This window comes from Microcystis sp. Msp_OC_L_20101000_S702 (assembly GCF_007095705.1).
Taxonomy (GTDB): Bacteria; Cyanobacteriota; Cyanobacteriia; order Cyanobacteriales; family Microcystaceae; genus Microcystis; species Microcystis ichthyoblabe_A.
In genome coordinates this window covers 1-15,097 of record NZ_SFBO01000153.1, presented here as the reverse complement: position 1 = coordinate 15,097, position 15,097 = coordinate 1, and the positions used below count along the sequence as shown (strand labels likewise).

Here is a 15,097-nt window from a genome sequence, read left to right as displayed (position 1 = left end):
TCAGTCTGTAGAGCGACCATAAGACCAGAACAGAGTAAATCTGTTAAGGCAGGTGCGAAAAATCCTTCGGGAAAGAAGCAGAAACCCAAATCGTGAGGTTTGGGAATCGCCGTCCGTTTACGGCGGTGAGGATGTCAAAGCGGGCAATCCACCTACTGATGAGATTCTGGCATCGTGGTTTTGGTATTATCTCCATCGGAGAATAAATCATCGCTAAATAGATCATCAAGGGGAAATTCTTCCTCAGAAGGCAGGGATTCTAGATCGCCCACTCCTTCATCATCCCACATACTGAAGAAATCTAGTTCCTCTTGGTAACTCGGAACAGAAGCAACATTTTGGCGGTTAGATTCAACTTTAGGGGTTTCTTCAGCAAAAGGATCGAATAATTCTGGGCTATTGCTGTCAGTAATATCGGCAAATAAGTCATCTAGAGAATTTGGGGCAGCGGCGAATTTTTCTGAGTCGGTGGCTAATAAATCAGGGAAACCCGTGTCACTGCCAACGGTTTCTTGACTGTAGCTCTGATCGTAATTACCCGATAATTCTTCTAGGCTACCGATCATTCTAGTTTCTTCCTCTTCGTCAAACATCTCCATCTCAGGAGTGAATTCCGCTGCCAAATCTAGATTTTCTTCAGTGATAAAACCATCAAAAGTATTGATTTCACTGACGAATTCTGGTTCAGAAACTGTGGCTTCTAGCAGCGTTTCGGGAGCAAATTCTGGCTCCAATCCTAGGGTTTCTTCGGTGATAAAACCATCAAAAGGATTGATTTCTTCCCCAGGTTGGATTGTTTGGGTGTCGTTTTGTAGTTCTAACAGTTGGCTTTGATAACTCTGTTCTAGTTGTTGAATTTGCCACTGATAGCCCTTTTCTAATTCTAGAATCTGCGCCTGTTGACTTTGACGCAGGGCCTCCATTTCTGCTTGCTTGCCGTCGATAATCTCGCGAATTTGACTTTGATAGCTTTGGCGCAATTCCTCGATTTTAGTCTCGTATTCCTGTTCAAGTTCCTGAATTTGGGTTTTATAGGCAACTTCCATGGCTTGAACTGGATTTGCGCCGGCTGCCTCTTGTAAACGTCCTTGGCTATCTTCTAACTCTTTTTGTAATTTAGCCACTTCTTCTCTATAGGTGGCTTCGATATTGCCCATCCGTTCTTGGGAGAGTTCGAGTCGTTTTAACTCTCCTTTGGTATCTTCTAACTCCGCTTCGGTTTTACCTAAATCCGCCCGAATTTTACCCTGTTTTTGCCGTGCCTCCCTGATTTTTCCCTCTTGCAGGGCATATAAAGCCCCACCCCCGATCGCACCTCCACCGACAAAACCGATTAAAATATCGACGATACTCATTATGGGATTCCTCCTCTAGGAAAATTTACTTGTAATCCGCCGCTCTCTATGCCGATTGCTTTTGATTGTGGCAGCAATTATCAAAAAAAGAAAGAAAATATTAAGTTTTTTCTCGGCAAATATGGTGAGGTACAAAGTCTCTGGTTTTAGGGAGTTGGTTGTCGATGCTCGATCCTGTCACACCGCATCGGTGTTTGGCAAGACATTTCACTGAGGCTGCATTTCCCGATAAGCTTGATAAACGCCGCGCACGTTGTACCAATTGAGAAAAATGCGGGCAATTTCTAGGGCTAATTGCGGTTTACCTCGATCGATTAACCATTGTAACAGCGGGGAGAGGCTGCGTTCATTCAGGGTTCCGCCTAGGGAAAGTAAACCCCACAAAAGTCGGTGAATCCAAGTCATTTGAATCATCATCCGCACTTCCCAGGTGGGATGTTTTTGATAAAAAAGCACTCCCATTCGTCCCCGTTGAATTTCCTTATCGATGAGATTGGGAATTTGAGCGAGATTAAAGGGGGGATGCCAATGATAACCGACGGCTTCAGGACATTTAATTAATTTTAGTCCCAATTGCTTCAATCTCACCCCTAATTCCAAGTCTTCCCAACCGTAGAGTTGAAACTGAGTATCAAATAATCCCGCCGCTAATAACCATTTTTTGGCGATCGCCACGTTGCCAGTGGCAAAATAGGCGGCGGAGAAATCGGTGATTTTATAGGGTTCACTGCTGGGATGCTCGAAGTTACAGGTATTAATGACGCTGCCGTAGGTAAATAAGCGATCACTGCCGAGACTTGCTGCCCCGGCGGTTAAAGCGTCGGCGTGAGCTTGCAAAAAATTTTCTGTCACTACCAGATCGCTATCAATAAAAATAATCGTATCACCACGAGCTTTTTCTACCCCCAGATTCCTAGCGATCGCCGGTCCGCCGTGATCCTGTTGCCACAGTTGCAAATGGGGTAAATTAGCCTTTTGAGTTTCTAGCCAAGCGATCGTCCCATCGGTAGAGCCATCATCGACAAGGACTATTTCGTAGTTTTCCACCTTATTATCGGTTAAACGCTGATTTTCTAGGGCGAGTAAACATTTTTTTAAGATTGCTTGGCGATTGTAGGTAGGGATGACAACACTGATCAGCACGGGCATTCGGGGGTCAAGATTATCGTTTTAGCTTACCAAATAACCTCGGTTTCTTGATTAGACTTCCCGCAAAAATCCACAATCTTTAATTCAGGATTCAGGAGACAGGATTCAGGAGACAGGATTCAGGAGATTATTTTTATTTATTCTCCCCATTTCCCCACACCCCACACCCCACACCCTACACCCCACACTCTATGTAAGGAACTCCGGGAGGAGGATTAAGGTCAACTGGGAACATTGATTTTAAAAAATCGGTGATCGTGTTATCCTCTGAGTGTGTTGTGTGAGGAAAGGAATCGGCCATGGTAGCGTCTCTATCGTATCAAAATGGGCAAAAAGCTCGATCGCATCCCCTGTTATCCTTAGGGGGTTTGATCGAATTACCGTCATCACCCCTGTTCGGCACGGACGGAATTCGCGGTCAAGTGGGAGAATTATTAACTGCCCCCCTAGCGCTACAAATCGGATTTTGGGCGGGACAGGTCTTAAAAAATCAAGCTGGTGTCACCAAACCGGTAATTATTGGTCAAGATTCGCGTAATTCCAGTGATATGTTAGCCAATGCTATCACTGCGGGTTTAACTTGGGCGGGAATAGAAGTCTGGCAACTGGGATTATGTCCCACTCCCTGCGTCGCCTATTTAACCAGAGAAAGCGAAGCGATGGGGGGGATCATGATTTCTGCCAGTCATAATCCTCCTGAAGATAACGGCATTAAATTTTTTGACAGCAGCGGTTTAAAATTGTCTGGCAGTTTAGCGGCACAGATAGAAGCGGGTTTAAGGGGCAATTTAGAATTAGCAGATAAACCTGAAAATTGGGGAAAAGCGACTTTTTGTCCCGAATTAATCCAAAAATATTATCAAGCTGTCATTGATTCCGTCGGGAAGGATATTAACCTATCGGGATTAAAAATAGTTTTAGATCTAGCTTGGGGGGCAGCTGTTAACCTAGCACCTTTAGTATTCCAAACCTTGGGGGCGGAAGTTATCTGCCTACACGAGCGAGCCGATGGCGATCGCATTAACGTTAATTGTGGTTCTACCCATTTAGAAAGCTTACAGGCTGCGGTGATTAATCAGCAAGCGGATTTAGGGTTTGCCTTCGATGGCGATGCCGATCGAGTCTTGGCCGTGGATAGTCAGGGTAGAGTAGTAGATGGCGATTATATCCTCTATTTTTGGGGTCGTTCCCTCTTAGAAGCCGGACAGCTACCGGATGGGTTATTAGTAGCAACGGTGATGGCTAATTTAGGCTTTGAACGCGCTTGGCAAAAACTGGGGGGTCAATTCTTGCGGACTGCCGTGGGCGATCAGCACGTTCAGGCGCAAATGTGGGAAACTGGGGCTATGCTAGGGGGCGAACAATCCGGCCATATTCTCTGCCATCATTACGGAGTTTCTGGGGATGGAATGCAAACCGCCCTACATCTAGCGGTTTTAGTGCAGAAATCGAGGGTTTCCTTGGCTAATTTAGTCGATCATAGCTTTGTCACCTATCCGCAGATTTTACGCAATGTGCGGGTGGAAGATAGAGAAGTGCGACGTAATTGGCAGCAATGTGAACCTTTGCGGCGAGAAATCCGCAAAGCTGAGACAGCTATGGCAGAAAAAGGCCGGATTTTGGTGCGAGCTTCCGGGACAGAACCGTTAATTCGGGTAATGGTGGAGGCAGAAACCCTCGAATTAGCCAGTTTTTGGACAGAAAGGCTAGTGGAAGCGGTGCGAAGCTATCTTTTGTAGTCGATCGAGGGGAACAGGGATTATAATGCCCTTAGCCTAGCCTAGCAAGGGATAATTATGACTGGACTAAGTATCGATCGCCAGAAAAAAAAGCATAAACAAGGGGAAACAAAAGCCGATAGTCGCCCGCCTAACATCAAGGAGAAACTTGCCCTGAAAAAAGAAGAAAGGCAAAGGAAACAAAAGTTAACAGGGTTGATTGTTTTTGCCATTTGTGTAGCAATTTTGATCGGATTACCCCTCAGCTTATTGTTTGATCCCAAGATAGGAGCTGTAGTAAGTTTAGCCTTAATTTTAGGAGTTTTCTCCTTTAGCTATCCTCGTACGGCTCTTTGGACATTTATTATCTATGTCCCCTTCACTGGCACTATCGTCTATTGGTTGGGGGGTGGTCCAATCCTCCAGCTAAGTAAAGATATCTTTTATCTACCCGCTTTAATCGCCTTAGTTTTAGAATGTCGAAAAAAGCAATTACCGATTATTGTCCCGAAACAATTGGGTACAACCCTATTATTAATCTTTGTTTTCTGTGTAGTCTGTCTATTAGCCGTCAATTTACAGAGACAATTTCTGCCTACTTGCGATTCCGTGGCTGGGATGAGTATCTTTAGGGATGGCCGTTTCGTCGGACTTCCCTGTCGGGAAAGTGAGACTTTTCTACAAGGAGTATTAGGGTTTAAAGTTTTGCTAGGTTATGTCCCCTTGATCTTCTGCACTTATTACTTGATCAAAGATAAACCGACCCTATTATTTTTTGGTCGTCTTTTAGTGACTTTAGCGATTATTTGTTGTGTACTAGGGCTAATGCAATACTGGATGCTGAAAACCGGTCGTTGTGCAGGAACTAGAGGCTACATGGGTGATTTACTATTCAAAGCCACCTTAGAGGCAAGGTGTTTGGTTGGTGGGGGATTAGTCTATAGTCCAGAAGTAAATATGATCCGCCTACCCGGTACTTTTGTTTCTCCCTGGCACTGGGCTTGGTTTTTGGTCTCTAGTGCCGTAATTTGTTATGCCAGTGCCTTTAGTGAAACTTCCCAAAAATGGCGACTAGCAGCCCTAGTGGGTTTAACCCTAGTTCTTATTAATGCAGTGGTCTCCGGGCAAAGATTAGCTTTCTTTGCTGTACCGATGATTGTCGGTCTGATGACGATTCTTACGGGACAAATCGCTAACTTAAAACGATTTTTGCCGATTATTTTTGCCGCCGCTTTACTCCTAGCTATCGGTTTTTCCTTCCTTAACCCCGATTTTGTCCAACAACGCTACGATAGCGCCATTAGCCGTTGGCAAAGCAGTCCCCCCACCGCTTTTATTCAAGAACAGTTGGATTTTGCTATCCGTAATCAGGGCGGTATTTTAGGTCGTGGACTCGGTGTGGCCACATCTTCTGCTAGGTTTTTCGGTTATATTTCTTTCGTGGAAACCTTTCACAGTAAAATTTTATTCGAGTTGGGATACATTGGTTTTGCCTTGTACATGATATTCATAACCCATCTAGTTTATCTGGCCTTCCGCACCTATCTTTCCCTCAAAGATCCCACTCTGCGGGGTTTTGCCGGTAGTTATTGGGTTTTGCTGCTCTTTGTTGCCTATCTTCCCTATTGGTATGCCCTCGATACGGATCCTGTGGGCGTTTATTACTGGATATTTGCGGGCGTAATTTTTAAATTACCCGTGATCGAAAAACAGGAAAAAGAAGCCAAAATTTTGGCGGGAGAAACCGCCACAAAATCCTCCAAAAAGGGCTTAAAATTTAAACGCAAAGGTGTTTCTTTAGCTTAAAATTACTGGTTCTTCCGAACTTCTGCACAGCAAGGCTCTAAAGTTGATAAATATCAATCTAACAAAAACTCAAAGCCTTAGTGTACAAACTTTACAAGCATGAGTTATTGATAGTTTTACATGACAGGTTCGGTAGAGCCAAATTACTATAAGCTATCAGCCCTTTCAGTGATCAGTTATCAGTGATCAGTTATCAGATGTAAGTTTTCATTTATAGCGTTTCCTGTTCGCAAGAGGTACATTGTCGATGGTGAAAAGCTTAATCAGCAAATGTTTAACTGTACCACACAGGTGTAAGAAACGCTATATCAGATGTGAGTTTTTAAGTGTGCGGTATTAAATAGAAGTTTCCTACCGTCTTTTTACTGATTACTGATTACTGTTTACTGATTACTGTTTACTGATTACTGATTACTGTTTACCGATCACTGATCATTGATCACTGCTCACTGATTACTGATTACTGCTATGAATTTTCCCTCGATTTCTGTGATCATACCCACCTATCGACGTGAAGAACCCCTTAAAGATACTCTCGATGACCTGCTCAAACAAGATTATCCCGATTTTGAGGTATTGGTTATCGACCAAACCGCTACCCACAGCCCCGAAATACAATCCTATCTAGAAAATCTGGCTAATCAGCACAAAATTAGCTGGTATCGGCTGGATTGGGCGAGTTTACCCGGTGCCAGAAATTATGGAGTCCGTCGCACCCGGGGCGATATCGTTCTTTTTATCGATGATGATGTGCGGCTACCGGATAATTATCTCAAAGCACATGGTGAGAATTTTGTCAAGAACCCTGAGATAGGTGTAGTAGCCGGTCGGGTATTCGATCGCATGAAATTGGGTGACTCCCAAAAAATGGTGACAGATACCGGCAAACCCTACGAAATCGACTTTTTACCCCCCCAAGCGATGGATCCAGGCATTGCTTGGTATTACATCGATCTTGTCCACACCACTAAACCCCAGCAGGTAATCTCGGCCCGGGGCTGTAATATGTCTTTCCGGAAGGATATATTGACTAAATACGGCATTTGGTTCGATGAACGCTTTCGTGGCAGTGCCGTGCGCGAGGAATCGGATTTTTGCTTAAGGTTACGCTGGACTCCCTATCATGTCTGGTACGATCCCACCGCTTATCTGGTTCATTTAGGGGAAGAAACCGGCGGCTGTCATGATATTAGCACTCGTTCTTTGAGTTATCAGACGACTTTTTATCATAATCACTTTTTGATGGCCTTGAAAAATCTCACTCCTGCTCAACAATTGCGACTCTATGCTAAATTATTTGACTGTCACGTTCTTGGCAATCCTCCCTGTAATAAAGGTGGTTCCCCGATTAAAATTCTTTCTAGGGGAATTTTTTATGGTTTAGGTTTTCTGGATGCTCTGAAAACTCAAGTTAAGTCCCTCTGGAATGATGGCCAAATTTATACAAAACTAGATAATCTATGAGAATTTTAGTCGCTAGTCATACATATATAGTTGATCTCAACTGTGAGAAACTGCGCTCCCTGACAAGATTAAATCCTAATATTGAAGTTACTATTGTTGTTCCCCAACGTTGGCAACCGGGAGGAGTCCAAAATAAAATCATTGAAAGTCAACCGAAAATAGCCGATAATTTCCAAGTCATTCCTATCTCTAATTTTAGCCAGAATAACCAAGCTTTATTAACTTTTGGTATTGATATAATTTCTTTATTGCAAAAATTTAGACCAGATATTATTCAAGTGGAACAGGGTTCTAAATCTCTCGGTTATGCACAATTTATTACTCTGAATCGTCTCTTAAATCTCCGGGCTAAAAATGTATTTTTTACTTGGTGGAATCTTCCCTATACTCCTAAATTTCCCATCTCTTGGTTAGAAGCTTATAACCTGAAAAATACCGATGGTTTAATTGCCGGTAATCAGGACGGAGTAGATGTTTTAAAAGAACGGGGTTACAGGGGTAAATACACCGTTTTACCGCAATTAGGCGTGGATGAAGTTCTTTTTTCTCCGGGCAAGCAACCCGATTTAGCCCGATCTTTAGGCATTGAAAGCGATGAATTTGTGATTGGTTTTATCGGTCGTTTTGTGGAAGAAAAAGGCATTTTAACCTTGATTAAAGCTGTAAATAAATTAACAGGTAAGTGGAAGTTATTACTGTTAGGTCGGGGCATCCTGAAAGATAAAATAGTCAGCGAAGCTACAGCCGCAGGAATAAGCGATCGCTTGATGATAGTGGAAAGTGTTCCCCACGATCAAGTAGTTAATTATATTAACCTGATGAACACTTTAGTTTTGCCTTCAGAAATCACCTATCGGGTCAAAACTTTAACGGCCGTCGGTTGGAAAGAACAATTCGGTCATGTTTTAATTGAAGCTATGGCCTGTCAGGTTCCTGTTATTGGTTCCGATTCAGGAGAAATTCCCTTTGTTATTGCTGATACGGGGTTAATTTTTCCCGAAAAAGATGGGGAAGCACTGGCTAAATCTATACAAATTCTCTTAGATAATCCCAGCTTCGCTCAAGAATTAGGCCAGAGAGGTTATCAGAGAATAATGACCAATTATACTAATAAAGCCCTCGCTCAAAAACAATTGGATTTCTATCAACAATTACTCCCTCGGTGATCGGGTGTGGGGTGTGGGGTGTGGGGAGAAAAAAGCTGATAACTGATAACTGGTAACTGATAACTGATAACTGGTTATGAACCATTCTTGATACCCCCTAGTCTAAAGGGACAAGTAGCTAGGGGTGAGGGGAATGATCGAGGTGATAACCGAGAAGCAAACAAGTGTGAGCGATCGAGAGTTAGTTTTAAAATGTCAAAGGGGTGATAGGGGTGCTTTTCGTCACCTTTACCGTCTTTATCAACCAAAAATCCGCTCTACTCTCTATCAACTCTGTGGACAGGAATTCCTAGAGGATTTTGTCCAAGAGGTATTTTTAAAAGTGTGGCACGGGTTGCCGAAATTGCGTTCACCTGAATACTTTTCCACTTGGGTTTATCGGATTACTTGCAATGTGGCGATCGATGGTCGGCGACAATTAGCCAAAAGACAAATGAGGATCGCCAAAAGCACTGATCAGGAAAACCCCCTTGATAGCGAATCCCGTCCCCAAGATAGTCCTGATTTGATGCAATTGCATTATGAGGAAGTGGTCCGACAAGGGTTAGAAATTCTCAGTTTAGAACATCGCGCTGTCCTTGTCTTTCACGATCTAGAGGACTTACCCCAAAAGGAAATCGCCGAAATCTTAGAAATTCCCCTCGGTACGGTGAAATCACGTCTTCATTATGCGCGTAAAATCATGGGCCAATTTTTGCAAAAACAAGGAGTTCTCTAATGTCCCCAGAAGATGACAAAGTGGTTAATTTTCTGCGTCGCTATCGTCCATCGCTGCCACCTCGACCGATAGATGAAGAAGAACAGTTAATGCAAATGATTAGGGAAGAAAAGCCAGTAAATTTCCCAAAATTGGGGTGGATAACTGGTATTACTGCCTTATCTGTGCTGATTTTTGCTTCCTATCGTTGGTCCGATCCTCATCCACAACTGGGCCAAATTTCTGACGAGCAGTTAGAAGCTTTTTTAGTGGACAGTTGGAACCATAGCATCGCTCCACCGATTGCTGCTTCTAGCGTTTATAGTTCCCCTTGGATGAGCTTAAACGAGCCTCAACTCACCTATTCTACCTATAATCCTTAATTTCTTGGTCAAGGTCAATTATGTACTTTTCTACTGTCTCGATTCTCGGCACAACCATGGCTTTAACTCTGGCCGCTAACCTAGTCCCCACTGCCACTGTGCTATCCTATCCCCAAGATCGTCTATTTATTGCTCAAACTAGCTCTCCCCAGCGTCCTGAAAATCGTCCCCGTGGGATGAATAATTCTAGAGAAAGACTAATTGAACAATTGAACCTTACCGATGAGCAAAAGTCGAAAGTTGCCGCTATTCGTCAGAAATATCAGGAAAAAACCAAACAGTTGCGAGAAACCCTGAGAAGCAACGAACAAGAATTAAATAGTTTATTATCGAATAATGCCTCCGATCGAGATATTCGTGCTAAACATCAGCAAATCTCTCGGAATCGCCAAGAAATGAGTAACCTGCAATTTGAAAGTTTTTTAGAAATTCGTCAAGTCTTAACTCCCGCTCAAAGAAAGGAATTTTCCCAGTTAATGCAGGAACGTCGCGCTAATTCCCGCAATCGCGGACGACAATAATTCCCATCAGTGCGGATTAAGATCGAGTTTGATGGCGATACATTAGAAAAACGCAAAGGATGGGCAAGTAACCCATCCTCAACTTATCATTTACTAATAAATTATCGTTTCCAAGTGACTTTTGGTAGGATATGATTCATATCTACCCGATTTTTATACTTGGTGGCGAAGTTTAGGAGGGAATCAAGGAGAGAATCGGAGAGATAGTGAGGTTGTAGGCCTAGATCGAGTAATTTTGTGTTTTTAGCGTTAAAATAATGTTCCTCTAACTCGATGCGCGGGTTGTCAAGATTGTTAATCTCCACATTTAACCCTAACGCAGAACCAGCTTTTTTCACCATCAGTGCCAAGTCACCGACGCTAAACAGTTCGGTAAATTGGTTAAAAACGCGGAATTCCCCGGATTGAGCAGGATTGGCGATCGCTAATTCCAAACAACGCACGGTATCGCGGATATCTAAAAATCCTCGCGTTTGACCACCTTTACCGTACACTGTTAGGGGATGACTGATCGCTGCTTGAATGCAAAAACGGTTTAAAGCAGTGCCAAAAACCCCATCGTAATCGAGACGGTTAATTAACATCTCATCCATTCCCGTCTCTTCGGTGAGGACTCCATAAACCACCCCTTGATTGAGATCTGTGGCTTTTAAACCCCACATCCGACAGGCAAAATGGATATTATGGCTATCGTGGACTTTGCTAAGATGGTACATACTGCCGGGCTGTTTGGGATAGGGTAAAGTATCCTTACGACCGTTATGTTCGATCGTGATGTAGCCTTCTTCAATATCTATATTCGGTGTGCCATACTCACCCATCGTTCCCAGTTTTACTAGGTGCGCGTCGGGAAATTCCTCTTTCATCGCGTAGAGGATATTTAAATTGCCAACCACGTTGTTAACTTGGGTTAAAACTGCGTGTTCGCGATCGATCATGGAGAAGGGTGCAGATCTCTGTTCTCCGAAGTGAACAATGGTGTCTGGTTGAAACTGTCGCAGGGATTGAATCAGAAAGTCGTAGTTATTAATATCTCCGACAAAAAGATCGATCGATTTTCCCGTCAGATCTTGCCAGCGTTGAATCCGATGAGATATGGGTGCGATCGGTGTTAAGGTATCGCAGCCTAATTGTAAGTCCCAATAGCGACGAACTAAACTATCAAGTATGCCTACTTCGTAACCTCTATTTGATAGATGGAGTGCCGTTGCCCAACCACAATAGCCGTCTCCGCCAATAACCAAAACTCTCATACAATATCTGTAAAGTTTATATACTCGTCTTTGGTAACTCTAGCAGTTTTGTGTCACGCTTTACCAGCTTAATCCCCCTGAACATAGTGAGGTGTGGGGTGTGGGGTGTAGGGTGTAGGGTGTGGGGAGTGGGGTGATGGGGTGATGGGGGTGTGGGGAAATAGGAAGAATCAATAAAGGTAGTCTATTGACAACTGCTCACTGATTACCACTGTCCACTGAAAACTCAAATCTGCTCACTGCTCACTGCTCACTGATAACTGATAACTGATGAGGGTGTTCTAGAAAACTTGACAAGGGAACGGATTACAGAGAAACTCAGCTTGTAATCGGTGGGCTTTGCTGACGAGAAAACAAAAGCCAAAAATCTAGATAAAAAGCAGTTTTTTCAGTAAATTAGGGACTATCTGCTTTTTTACTTTTTCTTTTTTACTTTTTACTTTATTACTTGATCTTATGCGTTGGCAAGCTCGGCAAAAATCTTCGTTTCCTTTCCTTCCCCTATACGGATTTTTGGCATTTATCGTCGTTTGTCTGATTATTTGGGCAATTTCTCTCTATCCTCGTTCTAATGCTCTGGTGGGGGGTGATTATCTTCCCGCACCTTTTAGGGAGTTTCAACCGGAATGCGCGGATTATGTCCTAGAAAATAGTTCCTTTAAGGATATATCGAGAATTTTTGACTGTAAAACCTATAAAAACATCTCTGATCGAGTGATTGTTCCCCTATCTCTCCAAAAAAACGATATTAGTCTCGATAATTGGCAAAATAACTCGGCAACAGCGATCAAATTGGCCCCCTGGCCGGAAATTCATCCCCGCGCTCAAGAGACAAAAGTACCGATTTTAATGTATCACGACATTTTACCGGAAAAAGAGGTATTCTTTGACGTTACTCCCGCCGAATTAGAGGCACATTTTCAGTTTTTGCAGGAAATCGGGGCAACTCCTATCAGTATCGATTGGTTAATTTCCCATCTGCGGACAGGGATCCCCCTTCCCGCTAAACCGGTTTTATTAACTTTTGATGATGGTTATGGGGGACATTACCAGTATGTCTATCCTTTATTGAGAAAATATAACTATCCTGCCGTTTTCTCGATTTATATCAATAAAATGGCTCAAAAAACTGGTAGAACCAGTGTCACTTGGCAACAACTCCAGGAAATGGCCGCCGATCCTCTAGTCCAAATTGTCTCCCATAGCGTCAGTCATCCCCGGGATTTAAGATTATTGTCCGATGCAGATTTGGAGCAAGAAGTCAAGCAATCGAAACAAATCTTAGAAAAAGAATTGGGCATTCCGATTAATTATTTCACCTATCCGGAAGGGAAGGCGGACGATCGAGTGAAGGAATTCGTCAAAAAAGCGGGTTATCGGGCGGCTTTATCGATGAATGACCTCGATGAGCATTTTGCTGGACAATCCCCCAATTTACTCACGATTGGACGCTTTGGGCAATCGCGCACGCGAGAAGTTGTACCGCAAGCTTGGGGGGGTGATCCCTTACCCCGTACCGATGGCGGTTTTAACTTTGCCACCACCATCCAAAAACGGGAAGTGGAATTTCCAACTAATACACTTGTATTAATTAGTGGCGGGATTCCCAAAACTATCCACGCTGATAGTCGCTATCAAGTGGAGGAAATTATCGCCGGTACAGAAGCGATCGCGGCTGTAGATGGCGGTTTTTTCTCTCTCAAGGAATTGGACTCAAATCAGATGATCGGGCCGGTTTTAAGCCAAAATGGCGGCTTTATCCCGGGATATGAGGGAGAAATTGACAAGTTAGAGGGTCGTCCTTTAGTAATCATTACCGATCGATGGGTGCGTTATCTTCCTTTTGATCCTGCTCGTCATAATACCCTAGAAGGAATTGCAGCGGAGGCTAGAAATGATCTCAAGGTTACGGATGCTTTTGTCGCGGCCGCTTGGTTAGTCAAAGATGGACAACCACAATCGCGAGAATCCTTTGGTACACTTTACGGTTTTGATGCCCTGCGTCACCGGGCTTTTTGGGGGATTAATCAGGCAGGACAGCCAGTAATCGGGGTTTCCAGAGACCCGATCGATTCGATGGCTTTGGGAGAATTATTAGTACAGGCAGGTTTTCGGGAGGCAGTGATGTTGGATTCAGGAGCAAGCACCTCCCTCGCTTATCAGGGCCAATCGCAAGTGCATTATACTCCCCGTCCCGTTCCCCACGTTGTCGCTTTATTTCCCCCCACAGAAACCTATATTGTTCCCATTAGTCATGTGGGGATTCCCTGCGTAATTTTTGCCGATTCCTGTGCTGCGGGGAGTTAGGGGACAAAAAGTTGCTAACCAGAAAACGGCTGAAGCGGCGGTTTGGGTGATTCTAATCATACCCATCTCCTTTTTGATTACTTAAAATTACCCATAAGGAAATTTTGGAAACCTCATGACAGCATTAGATAAATACACAAAAGGCTTGCTTGCGATCGTTCTGACAGTGATTGTCGGAAATGCTATCTACGAATTTATTATCGATGAAATTGTTTGTGCCGGTAGTCGAGAGCTTCAGGAAGGTCACTGTGAATTATAGTCATTTCAGATAAGTCTGATACACTCTAGACCAGTTAAACCCTTATGAACTCTGGCATTGATATTCTCAATCTTAATTGAAATGACTATATACAGGAGTTCAGTTATTTTAAACGAAATTAACGGATTGCCCCCAACAGAAAACCCAGAAGCGCGCCACAGTTGCTGGTGCGCTTCCCGTACTTAAATAAATGCCATACACTAGCAAACTCATAGATGGTCAAGGATTCCCAGAAAAGAAAGAGCGCCACGATGCCGTAGCGATCGCCCCTCCTAAAAGAATTATTAACGTCCAGACCTGATTTTTCTGGGTTCCCTCAACCTTTTCGAGCCTTCTATCCATCCCATCGACTTTCTCAGTCAGTTTAGCTTGTCCCACCTCTAACTTAGTTAGCCGTTCGTCAATTTTGTCGATTTTGTGGCTAACTTCCTTAATACTGTCTTTGATTTCCTTGAGAACAGCTTCTAGGGAATAGGTAACGGTTTCGTTAGACATTTTGGTAAAATCCTTTTGACACTTCCCGCTCTAAAAAGACGGGGATTCTTGGTTCACAGAGATTACTTGCTTAGACAGAATTGCTTCTGAAGTTGACAACCCATAAATTAAAAGTCGCCCGACCCTACACTAAAGGGCGGGGCTTTAACCGAAAATTTTCGGTAAAGCTCCATCTAAATAGGCTTCTCGCTGGGCTTCTTGGCTAATATCTTCGATTTCCTCCTCCGTTTTACCCATAGATCGCAAAACATCCTCTACTAAAATTGGAATAGCCGAACCATGGGGATCCTTCCATTCTGGTAGATCGTGAGTCCATTCGGCTACTTGACATCCTCACCGCCGTAAACGGACGGTGATTCCCAAACCTCACGATTTAGGTTTCTGCTTCTTTCCCTTGCGGGGTTTCGCACCTGCCTTAACAGATTTACTCTGTTCTGGTCTTATGGTCGCTCTACAGACTGACACCGCAAGCCCTGCGGCCAAAATATTTTTACTGGCGTTAATATCTCGGTCATGGTGAGTCC

Annotated in this window: 13 protein-coding genes and 1 pseudogene; 9 read left to right on the top strand and 5 right to left on the bottom strand. The window is 43.6% G+C overall.

Annotated elements, in window-relative coordinates; all coding sequences use genetic code 11:
* Positions 1-152: 152 nt before the first annotated feature.
* On the bottom strand, positions 153-1,355 hold the full coding sequence (locus EWV60_RS16525; RefSeq protein WP_287233452.1) for a hypothetical protein: 1,203 nt from the start codon (positions 1,353-1,355) through the stop codon (positions 153-155).
* Between the two features lie 207 nt (positions 1,356-1,562).
* Positions 1,563-2,504, bottom strand: a complete 942-nt coding sequence (locus tag EWV60_RS16520) for a glycosyltransferase family 2 protein (RefSeq protein ID WP_002754938.1) — start codon at positions 2,502-2,504, stop codon at positions 1,563-1,565.
* A 299-nt stretch (positions 2,505-2,803) separates the two neighbouring features.
* Here EWV60_RS16520 and glmM point away from each other — a divergent pair, with 299 nt between their 5' ends.
* From glmM to EWV60_RS16485, 7 genes are all read left to right on the top strand, one after another.
* A complete protein-coding gene (gene glmM / locus EWV60_RS16515; RefSeq protein ID WP_287233449.1) occupies positions 2,804-4,243 on the top strand; it encodes a phosphoglucosamine mutase in 1,440 nt (479 codons plus the stop codon).
* A 57-nt stretch (positions 4,244-4,300) separates the two neighbouring features.
* Entirely contained in the window at positions 4,301-6,028 is a 1,728-nt protein-coding gene (gene hpsL, locus EWV60_RS16510; RefSeq protein ID WP_287233446.1) for a hormogonium polysaccharide biosynthesis protein HpsL, read from the top strand.
* Between the two features lie 468 nt (positions 6,029-6,496).
* Complete coding sequence (gene hpsN, locus EWV60_RS16505; RefSeq protein ID WP_287233443.1) at positions 6,497-7,492, top strand: hormogonium polysaccharide biosynthesis glycosyltransferase HpsN; 996 nt, start codon at positions 6,497-6,499, stop codon at positions 7,490-7,492.
* Positions 7,489-8,658, top strand: a complete 1,170-nt coding sequence (gene hpsO / locus EWV60_RS16500) for a hormogonium polysaccharide biosynthesis glycosyltransferase HpsO (protein ID WP_287233441.1) — start codon at positions 7,489-7,491, stop codon at positions 8,656-8,658. The genes hpsN and hpsO overlap by 4 nt, the downstream gene beginning before the upstream one ends.
* A gap of 133 nt (positions 8,659-8,791) precedes the next feature.
* Positions 8,792-9,376, top strand: coding sequence for a sigma-70 family RNA polymerase sigma factor (locus EWV60_RS16495; RefSeq protein ID WP_287233437.1), 585 nt, complete (start codon positions 8,792-8,794; stop codon positions 9,374-9,376).
* Positions 9,376-9,738 carry a hypothetical protein gene (locus tag EWV60_RS16490; RefSeq protein WP_287233434.1) on the top strand — a complete coding sequence of 121 codons (363 nt, stop codon included), beginning with the start codon at positions 9,376-9,378 and terminating at the stop codon, positions 9,736-9,738. The genes EWV60_RS16495 and EWV60_RS16490 overlap by 1 nt, the downstream gene beginning before the upstream one ends.
* A 20-nt stretch (positions 9,739-9,758) precedes the next feature.
* A complete protein-coding gene (locus tag EWV60_RS16485) occupies positions 9,759-10,259 on the top strand; it encodes a Spy/CpxP family protein refolding chaperone (RefSeq protein ID WP_287233431.1) in 501 nt (166 codons plus the stop codon).
* 101 nt (positions 10,260-10,360) lie between these two features.
* Here the strand turns inward: EWV60_RS16485 and EWV60_RS16480 are convergent, their stop codons facing one another.
* Positions 10,361-11,512, bottom strand: coding sequence for an NAD-dependent epimerase/dehydratase family protein (locus EWV60_RS16480; protein WP_024970114.1), 1,152 nt, complete (start codon positions 11,510-11,512; stop codon positions 10,361-10,363).
* 456 nt (positions 11,513-11,968) lie between these two features.
* Here EWV60_RS16480 and EWV60_RS16475 point away from each other — a divergent pair, with 456 nt between their 5' ends.
* Together EWV60_RS16475 and EWV60_RS16470 are read left to right on the top strand one after the other, a co-directional pair.
* Positions 11,969-13,819 (top strand): polysaccharide deacetylase family protein, encoded by a 1,851-nt coding sequence (locus tag EWV60_RS16475; RefSeq protein ID WP_287233428.1) that lies wholly within the window; start codon positions 11,969-11,971, stop codon positions 13,817-13,819.
* A gap of 115 nt (positions 13,820-13,934) precedes the next feature.
* Positions 13,935-14,078, top strand: coding sequence for a hypothetical protein (locus EWV60_RS16470; RefSeq protein ID WP_002738914.1), 144 nt, complete (start codon positions 13,935-13,937; stop codon positions 14,076-14,078).
* A gap of 219 nt (positions 14,079-14,297) precedes the next feature.
* Here the strand turns inward: EWV60_RS16470 and EWV60_RS16465 are convergent, their stop codons facing one another.
* Both EWV60_RS16465 and EWV60_RS16460 read right to left on the bottom strand, forming a co-directional pair.
* A complete protein-coding gene (locus tag EWV60_RS16465) occupies positions 14,298-14,573 on the bottom strand; it encodes a hemolysin XhlA family protein (RefSeq protein ID WP_002739175.1) in 276 nt (91 codons plus the stop codon).
* Between the two features lie 366 nt (positions 14,574-14,939).
* A pseudogene (locus EWV60_RS16460) lies at positions 14,940-15,097 on the bottom strand (RNA-guided endonuclease TnpB family protein); the annotation flags it as partial.

Excerpts from the sequence above, each read along its gene's own strand:
- EWV60_RS16525 (WP_287233452.1), bottom strand. The coding sequence starts at position 1,355 with ATGAGTATCGTCGATATTTTAATCGGTTTTGTCGGTGGAGGTGCGATC.
- EWV60_RS16520 (WP_002754938.1), bottom strand. The coding sequence starts at position 2,504 with ATGCCCGTGCTGATCAGTGTTGTCATCCCTACCTACAATCGCCAAGCA.
- glmM (WP_287233449.1), top strand. The coding sequence starts at position 2,804 with ATGGTAGCGTCTCTATCGTATCAAAATGGGCAAAAAGCTCGATCGCAT.
- hpsL (WP_287233446.1), top strand. The coding sequence starts at position 4,301 with ATGACTGGACTAAGTATCGATCGCCAGAAAAAAAAGCATAAACAAGGG.
- hpsN (WP_287233443.1), top strand. The coding sequence starts at position 6,497 with ATGAATTTTCCCTCGATTTCTGTGATCATACCCACCTATCGACGTGAA.
- hpsO (WP_287233441.1), top strand. The coding sequence starts at position 7,489 with ATGAGAATTTTAGTCGCTAGTCATACATATATAGTTGATCTCAACTGT.
- EWV60_RS16495 (WP_287233437.1), top strand. The coding sequence starts at position 8,792 with ATGATCGAGGTGATAACCGAGAAGCAAACAAGTGTGAGCGATCGAGAG.
- EWV60_RS16490 (WP_287233434.1), top strand. The coding sequence starts at position 9,376 with ATGTCCCCAGAAGATGACAAAGTGGTTAATTTTCTGCGTCGCTATCGT.
- EWV60_RS16485 (WP_287233431.1), top strand. The coding sequence starts at position 9,759 with ATGTACTTTTCTACTGTCTCGATTCTCGGCACAACCATGGCTTTAACT.
- EWV60_RS16480 (WP_024970114.1), bottom strand. The coding sequence starts at position 11,512 with ATGAGAGTTTTGGTTATTGGCGGAGACGGCTATTGTGGTTGGGCAACG.
- EWV60_RS16475 (WP_287233428.1), top strand. The coding sequence starts at position 11,969 with ATGCGTTGGCAAGCTCGGCAAAAATCTTCGTTTCCTTTCCTTCCCCTA.
- EWV60_RS16470 (WP_002738914.1), top strand. The coding sequence starts at position 13,935 with ATGACAGCATTAGATAAATACACAAAAGGCTTGCTTGCGATCGTTCTG.
- EWV60_RS16465 (WP_002739175.1), bottom strand. The coding sequence starts at position 14,573 with ATGTCTAACGAAACCGTTACCTATTCCCTAGAAGCTGTTCTCAAGGAA.